We start from the raw sequence: 23,463 nt of genomic DNA, 5'->3' as shown, positions 1-23,463 counted from the left end.
CCCCCGCTACGCTAGGCGCGGCGCGGATCATGACAATCATGTAACAGCCGCGTAACGGAGCCCCGCAATGACCGAGCCGAAACCGACCCAGTGGCGCACACTGGACAAGGACCTCGACCGGATCAGTCAGCTCGAACGCGCGACGCTCTACATCGGGCGCCCCATGGTGGGGCTCGGCGTCTCCTTTGCCTTCATCGTCGTCGCCACGCTTCTGGCCGCCGCCTTCTTCGGCGTGCAGCAGGGCACGCTGGTCGTGATCGCCGCCGCCGGGTTCGGCGCCTATATGGCGCTCAACATCGGGGCGAACGACGTCGCCAACAACATGGGGCCCGCCGTGGGCGCGAATGCGCTGACCATGGGCGGCGCCATCGTCATCGCGGCGCTCTGCGAAAGCGCCGGTGCGCTCCTCGCCGGGGGCGACGTTGTCTCGACCATCTCCAAGGGCATCATCGACCCCACGGCGCTCGCCGATCTGTCGGTCTTCATCTGGGCCATGATGGCGGCACTCATTTCCTCGGCGCTCTGGGTGAACCTCGCGACCTGGCTCGGCGCGCCCGTGTCCACCACCCATTCCGTCGTCGGCGGCGTCATGGGCGCCGGCATCGCGGCGGCCGGATTTTCCGCGGTCAACTGGCCCTCGATGGGCTCGATCGCCCTGTCCTGGATCGTCTCCCCCGTGCTGGGCGGGGTCGTGGCCGCGGCTTTCCTCGCCTTCATCAAGAAGAACATCATCTATGTCGACGACAAGATCGCCGCCGCCCGCCGCTGGGTTCCGGTGCTGATCGCGATCATGTCGGGCGTCTTCGCGACCTACCTCGCGGTCAAGGGCGTGAACAAGCTGATCAAGATCGACCTGCTCACTGCGGTGATCATCGGCGTGGCAGTGGGCGCCATCGCCTATGTCGCCTCCGCCCCCCTCATCCGCCGCCAGTCCGAGGGCATGGAGAACCGCAACAAGTCGCTCAAGTCCCTCTTTGGCCTGCCGCTCGTCATCTCGGCGGGGCTTCTGTCCTTCGCCCATGGTGCCAACGACGTCGCCAACGCCGTTGGTCCCCTCGCGGCCATCGTCCATGCCGAACAGGTCGGCGAATTCGCGGGCAGCGTGACGATCCCGACCTGGGTCATGGTCATCGGCGCCTTCGGGATCAGCTTCGGCCTGATGCTCTTCGGCCCCAAGCTCATCCGCATGGTCGGCAGCCAGATCACCAAGCTCAACCCGATGCGCGCCTACTGCGTCGCGCTCTCCGCCGCGATCACCGTGATCATCGCGAGCTGGCTGGGCCTTCCCGTGTCCTCCACCCATATCGCGGTCGGCGGGGTCTTTGGCGTCGGCTTCTACCGCGAATACCACGCCGAGCGCCGCATCCGGCAGAACCTCTCGGCCAAGCCGCTGGCCAAACGCCTGGCCCCCGAGGAACGCCGCCGCCGCAAGCTAGTGCGCCGGTCGCACTTCATGACCATCGTCGCCGCCTGGATCATCACCGTCCCGGCAGCCGCACTCCTCTCGGCCCTCATCTTCCTCGTCCTGAACAGCACGATCGGCTGACGCCCAATGAGGGTCCTGCCCTTCTCTGGTTCATAAATATCCTGGGGGTGCGGGGGCAAAGCCCCCGCGTCGGTCGGATTTCGCGCAAGCGAAATTCGAAACCTTACACCACCAGCAATTCCTCGAGCACCAGCGCCATGACACCGGCGCTGTCCACCATGTCCTGAATACCCACCCATTCGTCGGGCTGGTGCGCCAGATCCAGAACGCCGGGCCCATAGGCGATGCAGTTCTTCAGCCGCCCGATCCGGTCGATGTGCTTCTGGTCATAGGTGCCCGGCGACACCACGTATTCCGGCAAGGCGCCCAGCACCTTCTCGATCGCCGCCGCGGTCGAACGCACCACGGGCGCGTCCTCCTCGGTCATGGTCGGCAAGACCTCGAAGAGCTCGCGCACATCGTAGTCGAACCCGGGCCGCTCCGCCTTCACCCGCTCCAGCATCGCGCGCACCTCTGCCTTCACCTCGTCGATGGACTCCTCGATCAGGAACCGCCGGTCGATCACGATCCGGCAGCGGTCCGCGACGCAGGGCACGGGAAGCCCGGTGTAGCCGTCCTCGGGCTCGCGTTCGCCGCCGTGGATCGAGTTCACGTTGAGCGTCGAGGACTTCGCCCCCTCCGGGATCACCGGCATCCCGGTCCGCTTGCCCGCGAGCAGCGGATAGAGCGACCGCTCCATTTCTTCGAGCACCGCTCCCATGTGCCGGATCGCGGAATCCCCCAAGAATGGCATCGAGCCATGCGCGATGCGTCCCCTGGTCTCGATCTCGGCCCACCAGACACCCCTGTGCCCCAGACAGATGCGATCCTTGTGCAAAGGCTCGGGGATGATGACGTGCTGCACCCGCTCCGGGCTGAAGTGCCCGCGCTCGGCCAGATAGGCGACACCGCCATATCCGCCGCTTTCCTCATCCGCGGTGGCCGAGATTTCAATGGCGCCCGCGAATGTGGGATGCGCCGCAACGAAGGCTTCCGCCGCGATGATGCTCGCCGCCAGACCGCCTTTCATGTCGCAGGAGCCGCGGCCATAGATGCGCCCGTCCTTCACCTCGGCCCCGAAGGGGTCGACGGTCCAGCCATTCCCCACTTCGACCACGTCGTGGTGGGAGTTGAAATGCACGCAGTCCCCGGGACGCCCGCCCTCGTAGCGGGCAACCATGTTCCAGCGCGGATAGGTGGCGCTGTCGCCCGGCGTGTCATGGGCCCGGATCAGCTCCACCGACCAGCCCTGCGCCTCGAGGCGGGCAGCCAGATACTCGCAGATCTCGCGATACTTCCGCCCCGGTGGATTGAGCGTCGGGATACGGATCAGGTCTTGGGTGAGCGCGACCAGCGCCGCCTCGCGTCCTGCCACCGCGTCGATAAGGGGAAAGTCCGATCGTGCCATGGCCTCAGGCTAGCAAAATGCCCACCGCCGACAATCGCCAAATCGCACGGCCACGCAAAACCGGGGGTGACGCTCCTTGCGGGGCGGGATAGGCTCACTAGATAGATAAATGTAACAAGCTTTAACTTGTAGATACGACAGGGAAGATCATGGCCGCCAATCTCGATACCCAGATCAAGGAAAGCCAGACTCAAGTGGCCGAAGCCCAGGCCAAGATCACCGAACTCACCAGCCGCATCGAAGCCGCCCGCGCGCGGATGAAGTCGGGCGAGGATATCGCCATCGACATCGAGAACGCGACACTGGACGATGTCCACGCCCATACCAACGTGATGAACGCGAACATCGCCGAACTGATCATGGGGCTCGACGACATCACGGCCGGATTCTCCAAGGACTTCGACGAAATGCGCTCGAAAACCGGCTGGGAAAGCTTCGTCGGCGTGTTCTCCAAGCACCGCTCCGAAGCGCTGCGCCAGGAACGGATGCGCACGGCCTCGATCGACGACAAGCTCCAGGACCTGATCGCGAAGTCGGACGTCATCGTGCAGCTTCTGCAAAACCAGCTCAACATGCTCAACGAACAGAAGACCAAGGTGGAGGGAAACCTGACCGAGACGCTCGATGAACGTGAACTGGTGGTCGGCGAGTTGGAAAGCCACCGTGCCGAGATCGTCGCCATGGACCCGCGCATCATCGAACTCGAGAACCGGATTTCGATGGAACAGGATGCCGCCGCCCGCACGAAGCTCGAAGGCGACCTGGCCGAGCTCAATGCGAAGTACAACGACCTCGTCCAGCAGGAGCAGGTGAAACTGGCCCGCTCCCAGACGCTCGAACGCTATATCGAAAAGGGCAAGACCTGGGTCGACAGCCTCCAGAACCAGGCGGCGACGCAGATGGTGCTTATCAACAAGCTCCAGACCGACACGAAGCAACGCGTGGTGCTCTACGATGCGCTGTCCAAGTCACTCAAGACCGCGCAGCAGCAGGACGTGGCGCACCGGATCAACGAGATCGGCGTGCAGACCGACAAGGAAGCCCAGGCCGCCATGGCCGCCATCGGCACCGCGACCAACCAGAAGATGGCCGACATGATGGAAGCGCACGAAGAACACATGGTCTTCGCCCGGGAGGTGCTGGAAGCCAAGGCCAAGGCCGATGAACGCTTTGCCCGCCGTTTTCAGGCGATTGTCGAGAAACACGACAAGAACCTCTACGGTGCGTGAGGACCCGGCATGAAGCTTGCCCTCGCCATCCTGACCGGCGTCGCCTTTGCGGCGCTTCTGGTGATGAGCGTCGCACCGACGGCGCTCGTCGGGATGCGCGCGGGCTTTGACAGCCTTGCGGGCCTCACGACGGCCGTGGCGCTCGCGGCGATCACGCTCGTCGGCGGCTGGCTCTGGATCAGGGATCGACGCGCGCGCAAGGGCGCGGGCGGCTCGCAGAGATAGGACAGGCACAGGCGATGCCCGAGACCGGCGACCTTACCCGCGACCACATGGACCTCGAAGACACGCAGGTCACCCGGCGCTACTTCAAGAAATGGGAGGCGATCACCGGCCACCTCGCCCGCGTCGCGGGCCAGATGGAAGCCGAAGGCACCCTGTCGCGCGACGATGTTGCCGTGCTCGCCCGCTATATCATCGCGCTCGGCCACAGCTTCCGGGCGCTGGCCAACAAGTATCACATGTCGGGCCGCATCGTCGGGTCCGGCAAGCTGACTTTCGACCGCGAGGAAAGCGGCTTTCCTGTTCATGCCGAGCTTCTCCAGATGGCCGCCGATGCGGCGCAGGCCGAGGTCCATCTCAAAGGTTTGCCCACGGTCCAGAGCCTCAAGGACCAGATGGTGCGCGAGATCGTCGGCGAGTTGAAGGTGCCGCTCGAACGGCAGTACGCCCTGTCCCAGCGGCTTTATTACGAGGAGCTTCTGAAAGGCAGCCTGTTCTGGCCGCAGATGCACCCCGATACCGTCTGGCTCGGCAATCTCTCCGAGGGGCGCGATCCAAGGCGGCGCTACCTCCTGCATTGGGCAAGCTACGATTCCACGGTGAACCTGCCGACGATCTATCTTCTCGAGGTCGAGGACACCGGGCGCACCGCGCTTCCCAAGGACGAGAAACGCTGGCCGGAGGTGCAGGGACACCTCATGGCGCAGGGCATGGCGGGGCTGAAGCTCGTCACCATCGCCTCGGGTTTCGACCGGGATTTCGCGGACCTCCACCCCAAGCGGCTGCGCCGGTTTCACGTGGGACCGATGTATTCCCACGCCTACACGCATCAATCGGGTCCCCTGCGCGAAGTGCTTGCCGAGGCCCGCGCGCCCGAGGGCGAGGACTGGGCACTGGCCTGGACGGTCGAGGACCTGAAGAGCGAGCGGGTGGAACAGGAGAAGTCGGGCTGGTTCGGCACGGTCGAACGCCAGATCTTCGCTCTGGACCCGTTCGCGGGACGCGGCGTGGACACCGGCGCAACCTCGACCGAGCGGGCTGTGATCTTGCCGGAGCGGCCGTTCCAGGTGTTGGCAGAAAAGACGCCTCCCGGGTTTCGGGAGGTTCGGAAATTCGTGGTGGGCAAGGGTGGCCGGGTGTTGAGCTATCGGTAAGGGGCTATGGTTTCGACTTTCGCTTGCGCGAAAGCCGACCGACGCGGGGGCTTTGCCCCCGCACCCCCAAGGTATTTATGAAGCAGTGAAGGGATGAGCGCATGAGCAGGCCGGCCGATCTGATGGAGCTTCGGGAAGAGGAGATCCGGGCGCATTACGGTGCGGCGGCCGGCATGCTCGAGGGGTTCGACCATGCCCCGAGGATTGGCAAACCGGCGGCTGAGGCCCCGGTGGAGCGTTCGCCGGGGATTTCGACTGGTCGTCGGTTTCGCTCGACCACGCCGGGGCTGGTGACACGCTCGACGGCGCGGCCCGACGGGGTGCGGCTGTCCGAGCGGATCGAAGCGGCCGGCGGGGAGGATCCGTTGGTGTCCCCCATCGAGGCCACGGTGCTTCACGGTCTGCGCCGCGCGATCGCCATCGCGCTTGCGGTCGGTGAAGGGTTTTCCGGGCAGACCGGTCTTGCCGAACTGAAGAAGGCGAACCTTGCAGGGAGCCTTGGGGCCGACAAGAAGGTGGCGTTCACCGAGCTTCTCGCGGCAGAGGCGCTTGTGGTTCTGGGGGTCTTCGCAAATGCCACCGCCTTTCTCCTAGCGCCGCATGCCAGCGAAGTGACCGTCGAGGTTGGCAGTCCGGAGGAGGTCCTCACCGACAATGCGCTTCTCGCACTCGGGGGCGCGCTGTGGGAGCTGGATCAGGTGATCGCCGCTCATGCGACGGACGAGCCGAGGCTGGTCGCGTCGGTGCTCGCCTTTGCCGAGGCGCTGATGGAGAAGGTGTCGCTGCGGGCGCAGGACGCGCCCCGGCTCGCGGCCTTCACCGGCGCGAATTACCGGGTCGAGGCGGACGATTTCACGATCTCGGGGTTCACGGCGAGCCGGAAGGCGCGCGGCACGACGCTGACCATGCAGTTCAAGAAGCCGCATGAGGTCGTGGGAAACCATATCGCAAAGTATCAGGCCATGAAGCTCGCCAAGATGCTGATGGCCTATGATTTCGAGCGGAAGCTGAACCCTTTTGCCGAGCTGGGCGGCTTCATCTTCACCTTCATGGGCGACGGTGCTCCGGGGACGGGCAAGACGACGCTGATCCAGATGATGGCGGGGCTCATTTCGGGCTATTGCGAGACCGCGGGCTATGCCTTTCGTTACCAGAACTTCGGCATCGACAATATCGACAGCTACCAGGGCAAGTCGGGGCAGAACGCCAAGGCCTTCGTCAACAATGTGCTCGACCCCAGCGTGATCGGCTTCGGCACCATCGACGACATCGACCAGATCGCAGGCAAGCGCGGAGACCGGCAGTCCTCCGCAGGGCAGCAGGAGGTCACGGCCGTCTTCATGGAGGCCTTTGCGGGCGCCAATACCGTGGTCCGGGGCAATTGCACCTTCGGCATGTTCTCGAACTTCCCCGAGAACGTGGACGACGCCCTGCGCCAGCGGGCCGGCGCGCGCTTCCTCGTCGACGGGCCTCAGACGCGGGAGGATTACATCGACATCCTCGCGCTTCTCATGGGCAAGCGGCACGACATTCCGCTGGGGGATCACGAGCTTTACGCGGCGCAGGAGATCAAGCGCGCGGTGGCGGCGAGTTTCGAGGGGCATTCCAAGCCGCATGAGGCGGGACTGCTCGAGGTGTTCGACCGGGTCTCGGGTCAGATCGGGGCGCTCGACACGATCGCCAAGCTCGGCACCTATCTCAAGGCCATTCAGGAGGCTGACCCACGGTTCACGGGCCGCGCGATCAAGAACATCACCGATGCGGTGAAGGTGCGGGCGATGGATTTCGAATTGCCGGACGAATGGATGGAGGAGCCCGAGCTGTTCCTCTTCAAATCCTATGACGAGAAATCGGCGATGATCTCGGACCTGCGCCAGCCGATCACCATCGACATGGTCATTCAGGAGATAAACCGTTACGCCGACAGCGAATTCCGCTATGCCGACAAGTCGGACGAGGCCGCCATCGCCAAGATGGTGCGCGAATTCGGTCTGACGGAAGAGGCCAAGCGGCGCTACCTCGAGGGCAAAGGATGACGATCGTCCTGATCCTCTGCCTTGGCCTGATGCTGGGGACCGTCGCCTGGGGCACGGGCCGGGCGGGGGCACCCTGGGCCGTGCTCGCGGGCATCGCGGCGGTGCCGGTGGTGGGTGTCGCGGTCTGGTTCTCCGTGACCAACACGCAGGTGCCGGTGGGCGAGGGTTTCGACGAGCCGGGGTTCTCGGGCGCGCTGGTCGGTGCCGTGCTGGCGCTGCTCTGCGCGCCAATGTGGGTCGGAGGATATGTGATGGGCCGCAAGGGCCGGAAGGGGAGCCTGTGACGGGGTTCGAGAATTGCGGAACGCTGATCTGGGTCACATTGGTCGTGGCCGTGGTGGTTGGCATCGCCGCGTGGATCGTTGGCGGCATCGTGGGCCGGATGGGCGAGGCCAACGGGCTCAAGATCGCCTTGGCCATTCTGGTGTCACTGGCCGTGTTGCAGGCGGCATCGCGGCTCGCGGTGGTCTCCGGGTGGTTCTACGATCGGGCCGGGATGGATGTGAGCGCCGTCTGTGGAGGGCAGCTTCACACGGCGGCCTTTGCGGCGACGATGGGCGTGATTGCGGTGTATGTGTTTGGGTTTTTTGTGGGGTTTAGAAGGGGACGGAGGGCGGTTTGATGGAATTTGTCAACACCGTGAACGAATGGCTAGCAAGCCACAAAGAACTTGTGACGATCTTGGCCATCCCAATTTTAACTGCACTTGTGACTTGGTGGACAACACGTTCGAACGAAAAACGGGCAGCGCGCGAGCGTTTGTCCGAGCGAGAATTGCAGCGGCAGTTGCGCTTAAGCGAATACCGTCAGGCTTGGATTGAAGGTTTAAGAAATGACATTGCGGCATATACCGCTCTCCACTGGAACGCGGAAATTCAGGCGATGCCAAACGCTCGGCGCGAAGCTGTCGAGGTCAACGCAAAAATATTGATGCGAATGAACCCGGACGATCCTGACTACGAAAATTTGAGACAGGCAATGCTCAATCCAATTGCGAGTGAGGCAGAGAATCGCACGGCGCTATACGCTACAGGTCAGCGCATTTTGAAACGCGAATGGGAAAGACTGAAAGCTGATCTAGCAAAGATTGATGAACTGAGATGACCACACTGAACTCAATCCCTTCCCCCGCACGATGCGCGCCGAAGGCGCCGTGCGAGCGCCTGCCCGTCCCGGCGGGCTGGCGCTTTGGTTGGGCTGGGATGGACCTCGGAGGTCGCAATGATGTGTCACGATAAAGTGCGCGGTTCAGTCGGCGGCTGCGCCACCCCACGGGCAGGCGCGCGCACGGCTTGCGTCTCTCCCAGCAGAGAGGTTTCAAAATGATCCGCCTCATCAAACGCGGCCTGATGTTCGGGAACCTGATCCGGATCGACTCCCCCGCCCTCATCGAACGCTACAACCGGGCGCTTCACGCCCTCACCGGCAAGCGCACCAGTCTCGACGAGTTCCATATCGACATCTCGGGCTATTCCTACGAGGTGGGCGAGGAGTTGGGCGATCACCTTTACCTCAACCCCAACGGGGTCAACCGGCTCTTCATCATCCTGACGACCGAGCAGAAGAAGGCGCCGCTTCTGAACGCGAAATTCTCGACCTCGCGCGGCATCCTGCGCAAGTTCATCGAGGAGAACGAGACCAAGCTCTTCGCGCTGACCGCCCATGACGCGGTCTCGGGCGAGCTCGACAACTCGGTGTTCGAGGCGTCGTCGCCTGCTCGCCTCTTCGACATCCGCAAGATCACCGTGAACGCGGATACGACGCAGAGCCACGTGGCCAATGCGCGTGCGCTCGCGGCCAAGATCGACACCTTCCAGAGCAGCCCCGACGGCTGGTATGACGACGTGCTCATCGCCGAGATGATCGAACTGGCGAAACAGACCGGCGACGTCACGCGCCAGCCCATCGACCTCGCCCGTCCGACCTATAGCCAGGAAAACTTCTGGACCGCGCATTTCGGCGGCATCTACGTGTTTCGCGACGTGGCCGAGCCTGCCGCCATCGCAGTCGAACCCAAGGACAAGCTGGGCGTTCTACCCATCGAGACCACGCTCGACATGGACGACCGCAACGGGATCGCGGCTTTTCTCGAGGTCAACAACCTGGTCGAGCCGATCATCAAGGCGCGGGGCGTCGACGGGGCCGCGATCCTGCGACAGAAGATGGACTTCATCCTCGTCGATGCGGCGACCTCGGCGGGCGTGGACATCGACGGGATGGACCACCGGGCGCTGCACCGGCTGGCCCAGCGCATGGGATCGGCCCTGCCCGAGGAGTTCCTCAAGCTCAACCAGATGGTGCGATGGGCATTGAACGGCGGGCCTTGGCCGCGCATCGCTTCGGACGACGCGACCTATTTCTACACGCTGCGCGCGCGGCCCGATCATCCCGACCGGGACCTGATCAACATGCTCCTGTCCGAGCTGTCGCCGCTCGATATCCGGCAGCTCTTCATTTGCCACAAACAGGCGTTCTATTCCGCCTATGCGAGCTGGCCCGATGCCAAGAAGGACTATGTGGCCGAGTTCCTCTATCGTGACTATGCCGCCAACAAGGCAGGCGCGCGCGAGGCGCTTTTCGGGGGCGAAGAGCCATCGCCGGCGCCGGTTTCGCCCGCTCCAAAACAGGATATAATCGACATCGTCGGGCCTTGGGGGGCCCTCAGGAGGTAACGGGATGGGATTGATAAGGCTGGTCGTCTTCGGATTTCTGCTGCTGTCGGTGATCTATCTGTGCGTGTCGTGGTATTCGCGGTCCGTCCGGCGGGAGAAGCTCGAGAAACAGTGGGACGCGGAAAACCCCGATGGCCACGACATGGTGGGACGGCAGACCTACATCACCCAGGGCATGATCGACTACAACGACTCGATCCGGCCCAAGCTCCTGCTCCTGATCTATGTGGTGCCCGCTCTCGCGGTGGGTGTCATCCTTTATATGACCAACGCGAATTGAGGTTTCCATGAGGTTCTTGCGAAAAACGATCACCTGGGCGCTGATCCTCATGGCGGCGGTCCTGCTGCACTATGTCCTGCCCCGGCACGACGTGGCGCGCATCACCGGGACCGAAATCATCCGGATGGATTTCTCCGCGATCAACCGGCCGTTCTACGCCCAGTCCGATAGCGCCAACGTGGACCTGCCGCAACGCGACGTGCGGCTGATCAACACGGTGAAGAAACGGACCTATTTGCTGGGCTTCATCCGCAGCGACCGGGAGAAGGTCTTCGTCTATCGCAACGAGGATACCGGCTGGATCTGGCCGCCCTACTTCAAGTTCGATTCATCGGATCTGCAGGCCGAGGCGCTGGCGAATGTCTCGACCGCCGCGAACGTCCAGTGGGTGGAGATCACGCGCTACGGCTGGCGCAACCGTTTCTTCACGATCTATCCTAACGCCATCGCGATCAAACCGATCGAAGGGCCGGAGGTCCGGATCATACCCTGGTTCAATATCTTCTTCTTCATCGGGCTCGGCATCGCGATCCTCTTCGTGCGCGCCATGTGGCGGCAGTTCCGCGAACGTGTGATCGACCCCGGCGTGAACGATACGCGCGATGCCTGGGACCGGGTGGATGCCTATGCGGACGAGCGACGGGGCGCGGTGTCGCGCTGGTGGCGGAGCTGGACGGGGAAATAGCCTGTCCGCACCTCGATCCTCAGTTGCAGACGGTCGTGCCGCCGACGGTCTGACAGATCGTGCCGTCGCTGAAGTAGGTCGTGTCGCCGATCTGCTGGGCGGCGGTGCCATCGCTGTAGTAGGTGGTGTTGCCGACCTGCTGGGACGACAGGCCGTCGGAGCCGAAGGTGGCGTCCCCGATCCGCTGGTCTGTCACGCCGTTGCTGTAATAGGTGGTGTCGCCGACTTGCTGGGCCGTGAGGCCGCTGTCACAATAGAGCACCGTTCCGAGCCACTGGCAGGTCTCGGCCTGTGCGGGCACCGCCAGAACGCACAAAACGGCACCTGTCCGCCACGTCCACATCATCACTCTCCGATTTCCGTGTCGTTTGACTGTGGCGCAACGAGCCCGCAGGTCAAATCACGTCATCGCGTTATCGGACGGCAGGCCCGACCGCAATATTGTCGATGAGCCGCACGGGCCCCAGATGCGCGGCCGCGAAGAGCCGCGCCGGGCGGTCGAGCGTGGTCATCGCGGCCAGCCCGTCCGAGGCACGCAGTTCGAGGTATTCGACCTCGCGGTAACCTGCCTTCTCGATCTCCTGCGTGGCGCGCTCGATCACCGGGCCCGGCGCCTCGCCCGCCTGCATCCGCTCGACCGCGCGGCGCATGGCGGCGTGAAGCGCAGGAGCAATGGCGCGATCCTCTGGCGACAGGCGTTCGTTGCGGGAAGACAGCGCCAGCCCGTCAGCCTCGCGCACGGTGGCGCAGGGCACGATCTCGACCGGCAGGTTCAGATCGGCGGCAAGGCGCGACACCACCTGAAGCTGCTGGTAGTCCTTTTCGCCGAACATCGCGAAGTCGGCCTGGGTCTGGGTCAGGATCTTGGTGACGACGGTCGCCACGCCATCAAAGTGCCCCGGACGATGGGCACCGCAAAGCATGTCGGTCAGCCCGGTCACGGTTACTTTGGTCGCGAAACCTTCGGGATAGACCTGATCGGGGTCCGGCGCGTAAAGCGCATCCACCCCGGCGGCGGCGAGCTTCGCCGCGTCAGCCTCCAGATGCCGTGGGTATTTCTTCAGATCCTCGGGATTGTCGAACTGCTTGGGGTTCACGAAGATCCAGGCCACCACGCGGTCAGCGCGCGCCTTCGCGGCCTCGACCAGCGAAATGTGGCCCGCATGAAGCGCCCCCATGGTCGGCACCACGGCGAGCGCCCCACCGGCGCGCCAACGGGCGGCGGCGTCGCGCATTTCGGACAGCTTGGTAAAGGTCTGCATGGGCGTCACTCGTCGGCGAAGATATGTTCGGGGGCGGGAAAGGCGCGGGTCCGCACCTCCTGGGCATAGGACGCGATCGCCGATCGGGCGTCCTCGGCCAGGGTCGCGTAGCGTTTCACGAACTTCGGCTTGAAGGCGTCGAAGAGCCCGAGCATGTCGTCGACCACCAGCACCTGCCCGTCGCAGTCCACGCCTGCACCGATGCCAACCGTAGGGATCGCCAGCTCGGCGGTGACCTCGGCGGCAAGTCCAGCGGGCACCTTTTCCAGCACGACGGAGAACGCCCCGGCCTCTGCCACGGCGCGCGCGTCGGCCATGACCCGGGCCCGGTCCGCGCCGCGCCCCTGCACCTTGTAGCCGCCCAGCGTGTTGATCGCCTGTGGCGTGAGGCCGACATGGCCCATGACGGGCACCGAACGGGCGGTCAGAAAGCGGATCGTCTCGGCCATCGCGACCCCGCCCTCGAGCTTGACCGCCGCCGCGCCGGTTTCACGCATCAGCCGCGCAGCATTGCGAAAGGCCTGCTCGGGGCTTTCCTCGTAGCTCCCGAAGGGCATGTCGATCACCAGACAGCCGCGCGTGCACCCCCGTGCCACCGCCTGTCCGTGCAGGATCATCAATTCCATGGTCACGCCAAGGGTGCTGTCCATACCGTGAAGCACCATCCCGACGCTGTCGCCCACGAGGACGAGATCCGCCTCGGCATCGACCAGCCGCGCCACCGGCGTCGTGTAGGCGGTGAGGCAGACGATCGGCGCCCCACCCTTCATCGCCCGGATGTCGCTCGGCGTCTTCGCCCGCTCGCTTCCGCTTGCACTCATGGTGCCCTCCCTGCTGCGCTGCGGCGAAGTCCTACAGGCTCGTCCCCCTCATTCCAAGGCAATTGAGACTCGAGCGGGTAATTTTCCGAATTACCTTGCACGGGTTCCGGCAGGATTGTTTCATGAAAGTGCCGCGCGGGGGTTCCGCGTCCGGCGACCCGACAGGGGCGAGGAGAGGGATAACCCATGAAACATCTGACACTCACCACCGCGGCACTCGCGCTCTTCGCGGGGACCGCTTTCGCGCAGCAGACGTCGATCACCGTCGGCATGCAGCTCGAGCCGCCGAACCTCGATCCCACCGGCGGCGCGGCGGCGGCCATCGACGAAGTGGTCTACGCGAACGTTTTCGAGGGACTCACGCGATTCGGCCCGGACGGGGAAATCCTGCCGGCGCTGGCCGAAAGCTGGGAGGTCAGCGAGGACGGCACCGAATACACCTTCCGCCTGCATGACGGGGTCACCTTCCATGACGGCACCGCGATGGACGCGGAAGACGTGGTCTTCTCGCTCGACCGGGCGCGGGCCGAGGAATCGACCAACGCGCAGAAGGCGCTCTTCGCCGGGATCACCGCGGTCGAAGCAGTCGATCCCCTCACCGTCAAGGTGACACTCTCCGAACCCAACGGGAACTTCCCCTTCAACATGGCCTGGGGCGACGCGGTCATCGTCGCGCCCGAGACCATCGAACAGGCGGCGACGACACCAATCGGGACCGGCCCCTTCACCTTCGAAGAATGGGTGCAGGGCGATCACGTCACGCTGACGAAAAACGCGAACTACTGGGGCGAGCCGGCCAAGCTCGACACCGTCACTTTCAAGATCATCGCCGATGCCAACGCGGCTTTCGCGGCGATGATGGCGGGCGACGTCGATTACTTCCCGGTCTTCCCGGCACCCGAACTGGTCGAACAATTCGCGGGCGACCCCCGGTTCGTGGTGATCGAAGGCTCGACCGAGGGCGAGACCATCATGGCCATGAACAACAAGCAGGCACCGCTCGACGATGTCCGCGTACGCGAGGCGATCAGCCACGCGATAAACCGTCAGGACATCATCGACGGGGCTATGTTCGGCTATGGCACCCCCATCGGCACGCATTTCGCGCCGCACAACCCGGATTATGTCGATCTGACCGAAACCTCGGCCTATGACCCCGAGCGGGCCAAGGCGCTTCTGGCCGAGGCCGGGGCCGAGGATCTGACCCTGCGGCTCATGCTGCCGCCGCCGACCTATGCGCGGCGCGGGGGCGAGATCATCGCGAGCCAGCTGCGCGAGGTCGGCATCGAGACCGAGATCACCAACCTCGAATGGGCCCAGTGGCTCGAACAGGTCTTCGGCGGCAAGGATTTCGACCTCACTATCGTGAGCCACACCGAGCCCGCCGACATCAACATCTACGCAAGGCCCGAGTATTACTTCCAATACGACAATGCCGACTTCCAGGCCCTGATCTCGGAGCTGTCGGTGACCACCGACGCGGCCCGGCGCACCGAGCTGAACCAACAGGCGCAGGAGAAGATCGCGATGGACTTCGTCAACGTCTATCTCTTCCAGCTTGCCAAGGTCGGCGTCGCCAATGCCAAGATCCAGGGGCTTTGGGAAAACGCCCCGACACAGGCCAACGACATGACGGCGGTCAGCTGGACCGAATGACTCGGCTCAAGGGCGCCCAGGACGGGCGCCCTTCTTCTTCGGAGCGTCGCTTTGGAGGTGCAGATGGCGAAACTGATATTCGGCATGAACATGTCGCTCGATGGTTATGTGGATCACATGGCCTTCGGACCGGGTCCCGCCCTGTTCCAGCACTTCATCGACCAGACCGCCGCCCTGACCGGCGGCCTCTACGGCCGCAACCTCTATCAGATCATGTCCTACTGGGACGAGGATCAGGACGGCTGGCACGGTCCCGAACGCGCCTTTGCCAGGGCCTGGCGCGCGCAGCCCAAATGGGTCGTCTCCACCACGCTGACCGAGGTCGGGCCCAATGCCACGCTCTTCGGCCCGGACTGGGAGGACATGGTGCGGGGCTTGAAGGCGGAGCTGGCCGGCGACATCGACGTGGCCGGGCCGACGCTCGCCCATGCGCTCGGCGAACGCGGCCTTGTCGACGAATACCGTATCTACCTGCATCCCGTGGTGCTCGGATCGGGCACCCCCTTCTTCGCAGGTGCACGCCCACGACTTCGGCTCCTCTCCCAGGAACCGATGGAGGATGACGTGCTCAAACTGCGCTACGCGCCCGCCTGACCCGAAGGCCGCTGAAGCCCCGAAGCAATTCCCCCTTCCCGCGCCCGAAGCTCCGTCATAGGCTCGCCCCATGCTGCGCTTCGCCGTGTCCCGGTTCCTGTCCCTCGCTCTCAGCCTGCTCGTGGCCTCGGTGGTCATCTTCGCCGTGATCGAGGTGATCCCGGGCGATCCCGCCGCCTATATGCTCGGCATGAACGCCACGCCCGAGGCGGTCGCCGCCCTGCGCGATCAACTGGGTCTCAACGGCTCGCTCTTCACCCGATACCTCGACTGGCTCGGCGGCATGGTCACGGGCGACTTCGGGACGAGCTACACCTACAAGGTCGCGGTCAGCCAGCTTGTCCTCGACCGGCTCTGGGTCTCGCTTCCCCTCGCGGCCTTCGCGCTGATCCTTTCCACGGTCATCGCCATCCCCGTGGGCCTCATCGCCGCCGCCCGGCGCGGCGGCGTCGCGGACTACGGGATCATGGGGGCCACCCAGCTTGGCATCGCGGTGCCGAATTTCTGGTTCGCGATGCTCCTCGTGCTGGTCTTTGCAGTGAACCTGCGCTGGTTCGGCGCCGGCGGCTTCCCCGGCTGGGAAAGCGGCATCGGCCCGGCGCTCAAGGCGCTCATGCTCCCTGCCATCGCGCTGGCCTTGCCGCAGGCCTCGATCCTCGCCCGCGTCACGCGCTCCTCCCTGATCGAAACGCTCGGGCAGGACTACATCCGCACCGCCCGCGCCAAGGGCCTCTCGGCGCGACAGGCGACCACCGGCCACGCGCTGCGCAACGCGCTCATCCCCGTGCTCACCATCATCGGGCTTCAGTTCTCCTTCCTGCTCGCCGGTGCGATCATCATCGAGAACGTTTTCTACCTGCCCGGCCTCGGTCGGCTCATCTTTCAGGCCATCACCCAGCGCGACCTGATCGTTGTGGAAAGCCTCGTGATGCTGCTCGTCTTCGCGGTGATCCTCGTCACCTTCCTCGTGGACCTCGCCTATGCCGCCGTCGACCCGCGCCTGAGGAAACGGGCATGAGGCTCCCGGCCCAGTTCATCTTCGGCGCCGCGCTCTCCGTGGCTTTCCTCGTCCTTGCCCTGGTCAGCTTCGTCTGGGTCCCGCATGACGTCGCCGCCCTGACCATCGCGAACAAGCTCAAGCCCCCGTCGTTCAGCTTCTGGCTCGGCACCGATCACCTCGGGCGCGACACGCTCTCCATGCTCATGGTCGGCGCGCGAACGTCGATTGCCGTCGCCATTGTCGCGGTCGGCATCGGGATGCTCATCGGGGTGCCCCTTGGCCTCGCTGCCGCCGCCACGCGCGGCAGCCTTCTGGACGAGGTGATCATGCGCGGCAACGACCTCATCTTCGCCTTCCCCTCGCTCGTCATCGCGATCCTGATCACCGCCGTCTTCGGCCCCTCGGCCACCAACGCGATCATCGCCATCGGGATCTTCAACATCCCCGTCTTTGCCCGTGTCACGCGCGGCGGGGCGCTGTCGCTCTGGACGCTCGACTACATCCTCGCGGCGCGCGTGGCCGGAAAGGGCCGCGCGCGGATCAGTTTCGAGCATATCCTGCCCAACATCCTGAACCTGCTCATCGTCCAGGGCACGATCCAGTTCAGCCTCGGTATCCTCGCCGAGGCCGCGCTGAGCTACATCGGCCTCGGGGCGCAGCCGCCGACGCCAAGCTGGGGCCGGATGCTCGCCGAGGCCCAGACGATGATCTACACCGCGCCGCGCCTTGCCATGTGGCCGGGGCTCGCCATCGTGGCCATGGTGCTGGGTCTCAACCTGATGGGCGACGGGCTGCGCGATCTGCTCGACCCCCGCGTGAGGCGCCAGCGATGATCCGGCTTCAGAACCTGACCGTCCGGGCCGGAACCCTCCCGATCCTCGAGGACGTCTCGCTCACCATCACACCGGGCGAAGTCACCGGGCTCGTCGGCGAAAGCGGCTCGGGCAAGTCGATGACCGCGCTCGCGATCATGGGGCTTTTGCCGCGCGGCTTCACCACCTCCGGCGCCGTGTGGCTCGGCGATCAGGACCTGCTCAAGGTTCCCGAACGGGACATGTGTCGCATCCGGGGCAACCGGATCGGGATGATCTTTCAGGAGCCGATGACGGCGCTCAACCCGGTCAAGACCATCGGCGATCAGGTGGCCGAGACTCTGCTCGTCCACGGCAAGGCGACGCGCTCCGAGGCGCTCGCCGTCGCCGCTCGACGTCTGGACCGCGTGGGCCTGCCCGCCGACCGCTTTCCTCTTACGCGGTTCCCGCACGAACTGTCCGGCGGCCAGCGCCAGCGCGTCGCCATCGCCATGGCCGTAGCGCTCCACCCCGAGCTTCTCATCGCCGACGAGCCGACCACCGCGCTCGACGTCACCACGCAGGCGCAGATCCTCGACCTTCTGAACGAGATCGTGGACGACGAGGGGATGAGCTTGCTTCTCATCACCCATGACCTCGCCGTGGTCGCGGGTATGGCGGACCATGTCGCCGTGATGAAATCGGGCCGGGTGGTCGAGTCGGGGGCGACCGAGACGCTCTACCGCACGATGAGCCACCCCTATACCCGCGCGCTTTTCGCGGCGACGGATCACCAGCCCGCGCGCACGCCACGCGTGTCGAAGGAGCCGCTCCTGACCGTCGAACATGCGGTGCGCGACTACGCCACCCCGCGCAAGACGTTGCTGGGTCCGCCCGGCCGGTTTCGCGCCGTAAACGACGTGAGCTTCACGCTCCACGAAGGCGAGAGCCTTGGTCTGGTCGGCGAAAGCGGCTGCGGCAAATCCACCCTCGCTCGCGCGATCTTGGGCCTCGAACCGCTGCAATCGGGCACGATCACCGCCTTCGGTCGCCAGATAGGCCCCCATTTCCCCAACGCGCTCCGCTCCGGCATCCAGGTGGTCTTTCAAGACCCCTACGGCAGCTTCAATCCGCGCTGGCGGGTCGAACGGTTGGTGGCCGAACCCTTCCACCTCATGCCCGCGCCCCCCGCCGACAAACGCGACCGGGTGGCACAGGCGCTCACCGACGTTGGCCTGCCCGCCGACGCGATGGACCGCTACATCCACGAGTTTTCCGGCGGCCAGCGCCAGCGCATCGCCATCGCCCGTGCGCTCGTCACCCGCCCCGACCTCATCGTGCTGGACGAGGCGGTGTCGGCGCTCGACGTCAGTGTGCGCGCGCAGGTGCTCGACCTCATCGCGCGGCTGCAAGCCGAACATGGGCTGGCCTATATCTTCATCTCCCACGACCTCTCCGTGGTGCGTTCCGTGACCGACCGTGTCATAGTGATGCGCGCGGGCGAGATCGTGGAGACGGGCGAGACCCGAACCGTCTTCGAGACTCCCCGCCACGACTATACGAAGCGCCTGATCGCGGCGACCCCGCGCATCCCCGCGGAATGGAGGTCAACCCAACATGCGTGATCATCTCTGGTATGACGCAACCAAGGTTTTCATCGACGGCACATGGCGCGCGCCCTCGGGCGGCGGACAGCTCGACATCGAAGACCCCTCCACCGGCGAGATCATCGGCTCGATCGCGCGCGGCACCGCCGCCGACATCGACGACGCGGTGTCAGCGGCGCAATCCGCCCTCGACGGCGACTGGGGCCGCATGACCGCGACCGAACGGGGGCGTATCCTCACCCGGATCGGCGCGCTCGTCTCGACGCGTCTCGACGACCTCGCGGTGATCGAGGCGACGGACGTTGGCAAACCGCTCACCCAGGCGCGCGCCGATGCCGTGGCGCTCGCCCGCTACATGGAGTTCTACGGCGGTGCCGCGGACAAGATCATGGGCGAGACGATCCCCTATCTCGACGGCTACACGGTCTACACCCTGCGTGAACCGCATGGGGTCACGGGCCACATCGTGCCGTGGAACTACCCGATGCAGATCATCGGGCGCTCGGTCGGCGCGGCGCTTGCCATGGGCAATGCCTGCGTGCTGAAACCGGCAGAGGAAGCCTGCCTTACCGCACTGGCTTTCGTGGCACTGGCCGAAGAAGCGGGCCTGCCCAAGGGCGCGCTCAACGTCGTGCCGGGCCTGGGGGAAGAAGCGGGCGCGGCCCTCTCCGCCCATGCGGGCGTGCATCACATCAGCTTCACAGGCTCCGTGGGCGTCGGATCGCTCGTCCAGGCCGCTGCGGCCAAGAACGTGACGCCCGTCACGCTCGAGCTTGGCGGCAAATCGCCGCAGATCATGTTCGACGACGCCGACCTCGACGAGGCGATCCCCTTCCTCGTCGGCGCCTGCATCCAGAACGCGGGCCAGACCTGTTCGGCCTCCTCCCGCGTGCTCATCCAGCGCCGGGTCTACGAAGAGGTCATCGACCGCATGGCCGCGCGCTACGACGCGATGATCTCGGCCCCCGCAAAGCGCGACGCGAACCTGGGCCCGCTCATCTCGGCCAAGCAGAAGAACATCGTGACCGGTTACCTCGCGAAAGGCGCTGACCTGCGCGTGGCCGGCATGGGCTCCATCGCCGAGGACGCGCCCGAGGGCGGCCACTACGTCCCCGCCACGCTCTTTGCCGAAGTGCCCCCCGACCATCCCCTCGCGCAGGAGGAAATCTTCGGCCCTGTGCAGGTCGCCATCCCCTTCGGCACCGAGGACGAGGCGGTGGCCATCGCGAATGGCACCGACTACGGCCTCGTTGCCTCGGTCTGGACGGAAAACGGCGCGCGCCAGATGCGCCTCGCCAAACGCATCCGCGCAGGACAGGTGTTCATCAACAACTACGGCGCGGGCGGCGGGGTCGAACTTCCCTTCGGCGGCACCGGCAAATCCGGCCATGGCCGTGAAAAGGGCTTCGAGGCGCTCTACGGCTTCTCCACCTTGAAAACCATCGCTGCCAAACATGGATAAGCAAGGGTCCGCCCTTCTCTGGTTCATAAATATCCCGGAGGGGGGTTTGGGGGGAGGCAGCGCCTCCCCCCAAACGGTCGTCCCAAGCGCCAGCTTGGGGCGAAACCGATGACCCACCTCACCAACCGCGAGGCCCGCAAGCTCTGGCTCCACCAGAACGGCCTGCTCGCGGCCCCCACCCGCGCGCCAGACGTCATGGCGATCATCCGCGATCTCGGGTTCCTGCAGATCGACACGATCCGCAACGTGGTGCGCGCGCAGGACCATATCCTGTGGTCGCGCAGCCAGACCTACCGCGAGGGCGCGGTCTGGGCGCACCTCGCGAACCGTGACCTCTTCGAACATTTCACCCATGACGCCTCGCTCATCCCGCGCGAGACGCTGCCCCACTGGCAGCGCCGGTTTCGCGACCTCGGGCAGCGCACCGCGAACAGCGACTGGTATCACTCGGGCCTGGGCCAAGCCGAGATCCGTGCCATACGCGACCGTATCGAACGCGAGGGCGCACTCTCGACCCATGCCTTCGACACCAAGGCGACGAGCCGGGAGATGTGGGCGCGTCCGCCCCACAAGAAGGCGCTCGACCAGATGTGGTATGCGGGCACGCTCGCCACCTGCCACCGCGACAATTTCGTCAAGTTCTACGACCTCGGATCCCGCGTGTTGGGCACAGTAGACCACGACGCCGACCCGGCACCACAGGCCCGCGCGCTCCATGCGGCCGCGATGCGTCATCTCGGGATCGCGACGCCCTCCGAAGTCTACAAGTTCTGGGCCGCCACCTCGCCCGCCGAGGTGAAGGACTGGCTCGCCAGTGCCGACCTCGTCCCGGTCACGCTGGACACCGCCCAAGGCACGACGCACCGCACCCTCGCCACGCCCGAGGCGCTCGCGGCCCTGCCCGACCTGCCCGACCCCGTGGGTCGGCTCAGGATCGTGAACCCTTTCGACCCGGCCTTTCGCGACCGGACGCGAACCGAACGGCTATTCGGCTTTTACTACCGCAACGAAATGTTCGTGCCACAGGCCCAGCGTGTCCACGGTTACTACGTCTATCCGCTCCTCGACGGGCTCGACTTCGTCGGGCGGCTTGAGGCGAAGTCGGACAAATCCACGGGTGCGCTCACGGTCACAGGCTTCTGGCCGGAACCCGGCGCGCGCTGGGCCAAGGCGCGGATCGCCCGTCTCGACGCCGAGCTTGCCCGCTTCGCGCGGTTGGGGGGTCTGACCTCCGTGACCTGGACCTGCCCGCGACACTGAGCACTGTCCCGGGGCTTGTGGGGACGTGTGTTTCCCGCCACTCTCACCTCAGGACAGGGAGGCACCATGAGACTGCAAGGCAAGACAGCCATCGTCACCGGGGGCGGTTCGGGCTTCGGTGCCGGCATCGCGCGCAAATTCGCGGCCGAGGGCGCGACGGTCTGGGTCGCCGACATCAACCTCGACGCGGCCGAGGCCATTGCCGCCGAGACTGGCGCCAGGCCGGTTCAGGTCGACGTGGCGGCAAACGACAGCGTGGCCGCAATGGCCGCGGCGACGGGCGCCGTCGACATCCTCGTCAACAACGCGGGCATCACGCACCTCCCGAAGCCTATGGAAGATGTGACCGAGGAGGAATTCGACCGGGTGCTCGCGGTCAATGCCAAGTCCGTCTTCCTGACCGCCCGCCACCTCGTGCCGCTGATGAAGTCACGGCAGCACGGCGCGATTCTGAACGTCGCCTCCACGGCCGGGATCAGTCCACGCGCGAACCTCAACTGGTATAATGCCTCGAAGGGCTGGATGATCACGGCGACCCGGACGATGGCAATCGAGCTTGCCCCCTTCGGTATCCGCGTCAACGCCCTCGCCCCGGTGGCGGGCGAAACCCCGCTGCTGGCGAGCTTCATGGGCGAGGATACCCCCGAAATGCGCACGAAGTTCCTCTCGACCATTCCCTTGGGGCGGTTTTCGACACCAGACGACATGGCCAATGCCGCCTCTTTTCTCTGCTCGGAGGAGGCCTCGATGATCACCGGCGTGGCCCTGCCCGTGGACGGCGGGCGTACGATCTGATGCGACCGGGACCCCTGAACCTGATCACCGATGTGGCGGGGCTGCGCGTGGGCAATGCCTCGGACGCCGGGATCAAGACCGGCACCACGGTTCTGGTCGGCGACGCGCCCTTCGTGGCCGGCGTCCATGTCATGGGCGGCGCTCCCGGCACGCGGGAGACGGACCTCCTCGCGCCGGACAAGACTGTGCAAGAGGTCGATGCGCTCGTGCTCTCAGGCGGATCGGCCTTCGGGCTCGACGCGGCTTCGGGCGTGGCGGACGCGCTCCGGGCGGCAGGTCGGGGTTTTTTCGTGGGGTCCGTCAACGTGCCCATCGTGCCGGGTGCGATCCTTTTCGACCTCATCAACGGCGGCGACAAGGACTGGCAGACGAACCCCTACAAGGCACTTGGCCGCGCGGCGATCGAGGCTGCGGACAGCCGGTTCGACCTCGGCAGTCTCGGCGCGGGCACCGGCGCGCTCTGCGCGGACATGAAGGGCGGTCTCGGCTCGGCCTCGCTCGTCCTCGAGAGCGGCATCACCGTGGGCGCGCTTGTCGCCGTGAACCCGGTCGGCGGCGTCACGGGACCCAAGGGCCAGTTCTGGGCCAACCTGTGGGAGATGAACGGCGAATTCGGCGCGAGCGGGCCGGTCATCGGCTTCGACCCTTCCGCGCCGCCCGTTACCAAGCTCACCGCCCGCGACCAGCCCGGCACCGCCACCACCATCGCCATCGTCGCGACCGACGCCGCGCTCACCCAGGCACAGGCCACACGCCTCGCCGTGGCCGCCCACGACGGCATGGCTCGCGCCATCCATCCGAGCCACACGCCTCACGACGGCGACCTTGTCTTTGCCGCCGCGACCGGGGCGCGCGCCCTTCCATCACCCGACATCGACCCGCTCCTTCTGGGTCATGCCGCAGCAACCTGCCTCGCCCGGGCCATCGCGCGGGGTGTCTATCATGCGACGCCTGCGCCCGGGGACCTGCTTCCCACGTGGCAGGCCCGGTTCGGCAGCGCCTGA

The 23,463-nt window shown here is 65.5% G+C and carries 24 protein-coding genes; 20 read left to right on the top strand and 4 right to left on the bottom strand.

The features are described 5' to 3' along the window. Nucleotides 1-67 precede the first annotated feature (67 nt). Nucleotides 68-1,546: an inorganic phosphate transporter gene (locus tag KJP29_RS08760; protein ID WP_218463200.1), complete on the top strand. Its 1,479-nt coding sequence runs from the start codon at nucleotides 68-70 to the stop codon at nucleotides 1,544-1,546. 103 nt (nucleotides 1,547-1,649) lie between these two features. On the opposite strand, the gene KJP29_RS08755 is transcribed toward KJP29_RS08760, so the two are convergent. Next, nucleotides 1,650-2,933 (bottom strand): acetylornithine deacetylase/succinyl-diaminopimelate desuccinylase family protein, encoded by a 1,284-nt coding sequence (locus KJP29_RS08755; RefSeq protein WP_218463199.1) that lies wholly within the window; start codon nucleotides 2,931-2,933, stop codon nucleotides 1,650-1,652. 149 nt (nucleotides 2,934-3,082) lie between these two features. Here KJP29_RS08755 and KJP29_RS08750 point away from each other — a divergent pair, with 149 nt between their 5' ends. The 10 genes from KJP29_RS08750 to KJP29_RS08705 all read left to right on the top strand — a co-directional run bounded on the left by KJP29_RS08750 (nucleotide 3,083) and on the right by KJP29_RS08705 (nucleotide 11,211). After that, nucleotides 3,083-4,162, top strand: a complete 1,080-nt coding sequence (locus KJP29_RS08750) for a hypothetical protein (RefSeq protein ID WP_218463198.1) — start codon at nucleotides 3,083-3,085, stop codon at nucleotides 4,160-4,162. A gap of 9 nt (nucleotides 4,163-4,171) precedes the next feature. After that, nucleotides 4,172-4,387, top strand: coding sequence for a hypothetical protein (locus KJP29_RS08745; RefSeq protein WP_218463197.1), 216 nt, complete (start codon nucleotides 4,172-4,174; stop codon nucleotides 4,385-4,387). Nucleotides 4,388-4,401: 14 nt separating this feature from the next. Continuing rightward, nucleotides 4,402-5,538: a hypothetical protein gene (locus KJP29_RS08740; RefSeq protein ID WP_218463196.1), complete on the top strand. Its 1,137-nt coding sequence runs from the start codon at nucleotides 4,402-4,404 to the stop codon at nucleotides 5,536-5,538. A gap of 101 nt (nucleotides 5,539-5,639) precedes the next feature. After that, nucleotides 5,640-7,574 (top strand): ATP-binding protein, encoded by a 1,935-nt coding sequence (locus tag KJP29_RS08735; RefSeq protein WP_218463195.1) that lies wholly within the window; start codon nucleotides 5,640-5,642, stop codon nucleotides 7,572-7,574. Continuing rightward, nucleotides 7,571-7,858 carry a hypothetical protein gene (locus KJP29_RS08730; protein WP_218463194.1) on the top strand — a complete coding sequence of 96 codons (288 nt, stop codon included), beginning with the start codon at nucleotides 7,571-7,573 and terminating at the stop codon, nucleotides 7,856-7,858. The genes KJP29_RS08735 and KJP29_RS08730 overlap by 4 nt, the downstream gene beginning before the upstream one ends. Then, complete coding sequence (locus KJP29_RS08725; protein ID WP_218463193.1) at nucleotides 7,855-8,196, top strand: hypothetical protein; 342 nt, start codon at nucleotides 7,855-7,857, stop codon at nucleotides 8,194-8,196. The genes KJP29_RS08730 and KJP29_RS08725 overlap by 4 nt, the downstream gene beginning before the upstream one ends. Then, the gene (locus tag KJP29_RS08720; RefSeq protein WP_218463192.1) at nucleotides 8,196-8,678 is read left to right on the top strand and encodes a hypothetical protein; all 483 of its coding nucleotides are present in this window, start codon (nucleotides 8,196-8,198) and stop codon (nucleotides 8,676-8,678) included. The genes KJP29_RS08725 and KJP29_RS08720 overlap by 1 nt, the downstream gene beginning before the upstream one ends. Nucleotides 8,679-8,896: 218 nt before the next feature. After that, nucleotides 8,897-10,246, top strand: a complete 1,350-nt coding sequence (locus KJP29_RS08715) for a DUF6638 family protein (RefSeq protein ID WP_218463191.1) — start codon at nucleotides 8,897-8,899, stop codon at nucleotides 10,244-10,246. A gap of 4 nt (nucleotides 10,247-10,250) precedes the next feature. Then, nucleotides 10,251-10,526 (top strand): hypothetical protein, encoded by a 276-nt coding sequence (locus KJP29_RS08710; protein ID WP_218463190.1) that lies wholly within the window; start codon nucleotides 10,251-10,253, stop codon nucleotides 10,524-10,526. A gap of 7 nt (nucleotides 10,527-10,533) precedes the next feature. Then, nucleotides 10,534-11,211 (top strand): DUF1523 family protein, encoded by a 678-nt coding sequence (locus tag KJP29_RS08705; protein ID WP_218463189.1) that lies wholly within the window; start codon nucleotides 10,534-10,536, stop codon nucleotides 11,209-11,211. A gap of 19 nt (nucleotides 11,212-11,230) precedes the next feature. On the opposite strand, the gene KJP29_RS08700 is transcribed toward KJP29_RS08705, so the two are convergent. The 3 genes from KJP29_RS08700 to panB all read right to left on the bottom strand — a co-directional run bounded on the left by KJP29_RS08700 (nucleotide 11,231) and on the right by panB (nucleotide 13,294). Next, a complete protein-coding gene (locus KJP29_RS08700) occupies nucleotides 11,231-11,560 on the bottom strand; it encodes a hypothetical protein (RefSeq protein ID WP_218463188.1) in 330 nt (109 codons plus the stop codon). Nucleotides 11,561-11,624: 64 nt separating this feature from the next. After that, nucleotides 11,625-12,473: a pantoate--beta-alanine ligase gene (gene panC / locus KJP29_RS08695; protein ID WP_218463187.1), complete on the bottom strand. Its 849-nt coding sequence runs from the start codon at nucleotides 12,471-12,473 to the stop codon at nucleotides 11,625-11,627. 5 nt (nucleotides 12,474-12,478) lie between these two features. Beyond that, nucleotides 12,479-13,294 carry a 3-methyl-2-oxobutanoate hydroxymethyltransferase gene (panB, locus tag KJP29_RS08690; RefSeq protein WP_218463186.1) on the bottom strand — a complete coding sequence of 272 codons (816 nt, stop codon included), beginning with the start codon at nucleotides 13,292-13,294 and terminating at the stop codon, nucleotides 12,479-12,481. Nucleotides 13,295-13,480: 186 nt separating this feature from the next. On the opposite strand from panB, the gene KJP29_RS08685 reads away from it, so the two are divergent. From KJP29_RS08685 to KJP29_RS08645, 9 genes are all read left to right on the top strand, one after another. After that, nucleotides 13,481-14,950, top strand: coding sequence for an ABC transporter substrate-binding protein (locus tag KJP29_RS08685; RefSeq protein ID WP_218463185.1), 1,470 nt, complete (start codon nucleotides 13,481-13,483; stop codon nucleotides 14,948-14,950). Nucleotides 14,951-15,013: 63 nt separating this feature from the next. Beyond that, nucleotides 15,014-15,544 (top strand): dihydrofolate reductase family protein, encoded by a 531-nt coding sequence (locus tag KJP29_RS08680; RefSeq protein ID WP_218463184.1) that lies wholly within the window; start codon nucleotides 15,014-15,016, stop codon nucleotides 15,542-15,544. Between the two features lie 70 nt (nucleotides 15,545-15,614). Then, nucleotides 15,615-16,562 carry an ABC transporter permease gene (locus tag KJP29_RS08675; protein ID WP_218463183.1) on the top strand — a complete coding sequence of 316 codons (948 nt, stop codon included), beginning with the start codon at nucleotides 15,615-15,617 and terminating at the stop codon, nucleotides 16,560-16,562. Continuing rightward, entirely contained in the window at nucleotides 16,559-17,377 is an 819-nt protein-coding gene (locus KJP29_RS08670; RefSeq protein ID WP_218463182.1) for an ABC transporter permease, read from the top strand. The genes KJP29_RS08675 and KJP29_RS08670 overlap by 4 nt, the downstream gene beginning before the upstream one ends. Continuing rightward, nucleotides 17,374-18,960 (top strand): ABC transporter ATP-binding protein, encoded by a 1,587-nt coding sequence (locus KJP29_RS08665; protein WP_218463181.1) that lies wholly within the window; start codon nucleotides 17,374-17,376, stop codon nucleotides 18,958-18,960. Before KJP29_RS08670 ends, KJP29_RS08665 begins: the two co-directional genes overlap by 4 nt. Next, nucleotides 18,953-20,404 (top strand): aldehyde dehydrogenase family protein, encoded by a 1,452-nt coding sequence (locus tag KJP29_RS08660; protein WP_218463180.1) that lies wholly within the window; start codon nucleotides 18,953-18,955, stop codon nucleotides 20,402-20,404. Before KJP29_RS08665 ends, KJP29_RS08660 begins: the two co-directional genes overlap by 8 nt. 108 nt (nucleotides 20,405-20,512) lie before the next feature. Next, the gene (locus KJP29_RS08655) at nucleotides 20,513-21,664 is read left to right on the top strand and encodes a winged helix-turn-helix domain-containing protein (protein ID WP_218463179.1); all 1,152 of its coding nucleotides are present in this window, start codon (nucleotides 20,513-20,515) and stop codon (nucleotides 21,662-21,664) included. A gap of 66 nt (nucleotides 21,665-21,730) precedes the next feature. Then, a complete protein-coding gene (locus KJP29_RS08650) occupies nucleotides 21,731-22,459 on the top strand; it encodes a glucose 1-dehydrogenase (protein ID WP_218463178.1) in 729 nt (242 codons plus the stop codon). Next, a complete protein-coding gene (locus KJP29_RS08645; protein WP_218463177.1) occupies nucleotides 22,459-23,463 on the top strand; it encodes a P1 family peptidase in 1,005 nt (334 codons plus the stop codon). Before KJP29_RS08650 ends, KJP29_RS08645 begins: the two co-directional genes overlap by 1 nt.

Source organism: Maritimibacter sp. DP1N21-5, assembly GCF_019218295.1.
Taxonomy (GTDB): Bacteria; Pseudomonadota; Alphaproteobacteria; order Rhodobacterales; family Rhodobacteraceae; genus Maritimibacter.
The sequence above is the reverse complement of the archived record's forward strand: the minus strand, read 5'-3'. Positions and strand labels throughout refer to the sequence as shown.

Coding starts and splice junctions, on each gene's coding strand:
- KJP29_RS08760 (WP_218463200.1), top strand. CDS start 68: ATGACCGAGCCGAAACCGACCCAGTGGCGCACACTGGACAAGGACCTC.
- KJP29_RS08755 (WP_218463199.1), bottom strand. CDS start 2,933: ATGGCACGATCGGACTTTCCCCTTATCGACGCGGTGGCAGGACGCGAG.
- KJP29_RS08750 (WP_218463198.1), top strand. CDS start 3,083: ATGGCCGCCAATCTCGATACCCAGATCAAGGAAAGCCAGACTCAAGTG.
- KJP29_RS08745 (WP_218463197.1), top strand. CDS start 4,172: ATGAAGCTTGCCCTCGCCATCCTGACCGGCGTCGCCTTTGCGGCGCTT.
- KJP29_RS08740 (WP_218463196.1), top strand. CDS start 4,402: ATGCCCGAGACCGGCGACCTTACCCGCGACCACATGGACCTCGAAGAC.
- KJP29_RS08735 (WP_218463195.1), top strand. CDS start 5,640: ATGAGCAGGCCGGCCGATCTGATGGAGCTTCGGGAAGAGGAGATCCGG.
- KJP29_RS08730 (WP_218463194.1), top strand. CDS start 7,571: ATGACGATCGTCCTGATCCTCTGCCTTGGCCTGATGCTGGGGACCGTC.
- KJP29_RS08720 (WP_218463192.1), top strand. CDS start 8,196: ATGGAATTTGTCAACACCGTGAACGAATGGCTAGCAAGCCACAAAGAA.
- KJP29_RS08715 (WP_218463191.1), top strand. CDS start 8,897: ATGATCCGCCTCATCAAACGCGGCCTGATGTTCGGGAACCTGATCCGG.
- KJP29_RS08710 (WP_218463190.1), top strand. CDS start 10,251: ATGGGATTGATAAGGCTGGTCGTCTTCGGATTTCTGCTGCTGTCGGTG.
- KJP29_RS08705 (WP_218463189.1), top strand. CDS start 10,534: ATGAGGTTCTTGCGAAAAACGATCACCTGGGCGCTGATCCTCATGGCG.
- panC (WP_218463187.1), bottom strand. CDS start 12,473: ATGCAGACCTTTACCAAGCTGTCCGAAATGCGCGACGCCGCCGCCCGT.
- panB (WP_218463186.1), bottom strand. CDS start 13,294: ATGAGTGCAAGCGGAAGCGAGCGGGCGAAGACGCCGAGCGACATCCGG.
- KJP29_RS08685 (WP_218463185.1), top strand. CDS start 13,481: ATGAAACATCTGACACTCACCACCGCGGCACTCGCGCTCTTCGCGGGG.
- KJP29_RS08680 (WP_218463184.1), top strand. CDS start 15,014: ATGGCGAAACTGATATTCGGCATGAACATGTCGCTCGATGGTTATGTG.
- KJP29_RS08675 (WP_218463183.1), top strand. CDS start 15,615: ATGCTGCGCTTCGCCGTGTCCCGGTTCCTGTCCCTCGCTCTCAGCCTG.
- KJP29_RS08670 (WP_218463182.1), top strand. CDS start 16,559: ATGAGGCTCCCGGCCCAGTTCATCTTCGGCGCCGCGCTCTCCGTGGCT.
- KJP29_RS08665 (WP_218463181.1), top strand. CDS start 17,374: ATGATCCGGCTTCAGAACCTGACCGTCCGGGCCGGAACCCTCCCGATC.
- KJP29_RS08660 (WP_218463180.1), top strand. CDS start 18,953: ATGCGTGATCATCTCTGGTATGACGCAACCAAGGTTTTCATCGACGGC.
- KJP29_RS08655 (WP_218463179.1), top strand. CDS start 20,513: ATGACCCACCTCACCAACCGCGAGGCCCGCAAGCTCTGGCTCCACCAG.
- KJP29_RS08650 (WP_218463178.1), top strand. CDS start 21,731: ATGAGACTGCAAGGCAAGACAGCCATCGTCACCGGGGGCGGTTCGGGC.
- KJP29_RS08645 (WP_218463177.1), top strand. CDS start 22,459: ATGCGACCGGGACCCCTGAACCTGATCACCGATGTGGCGGGGCTGCGC.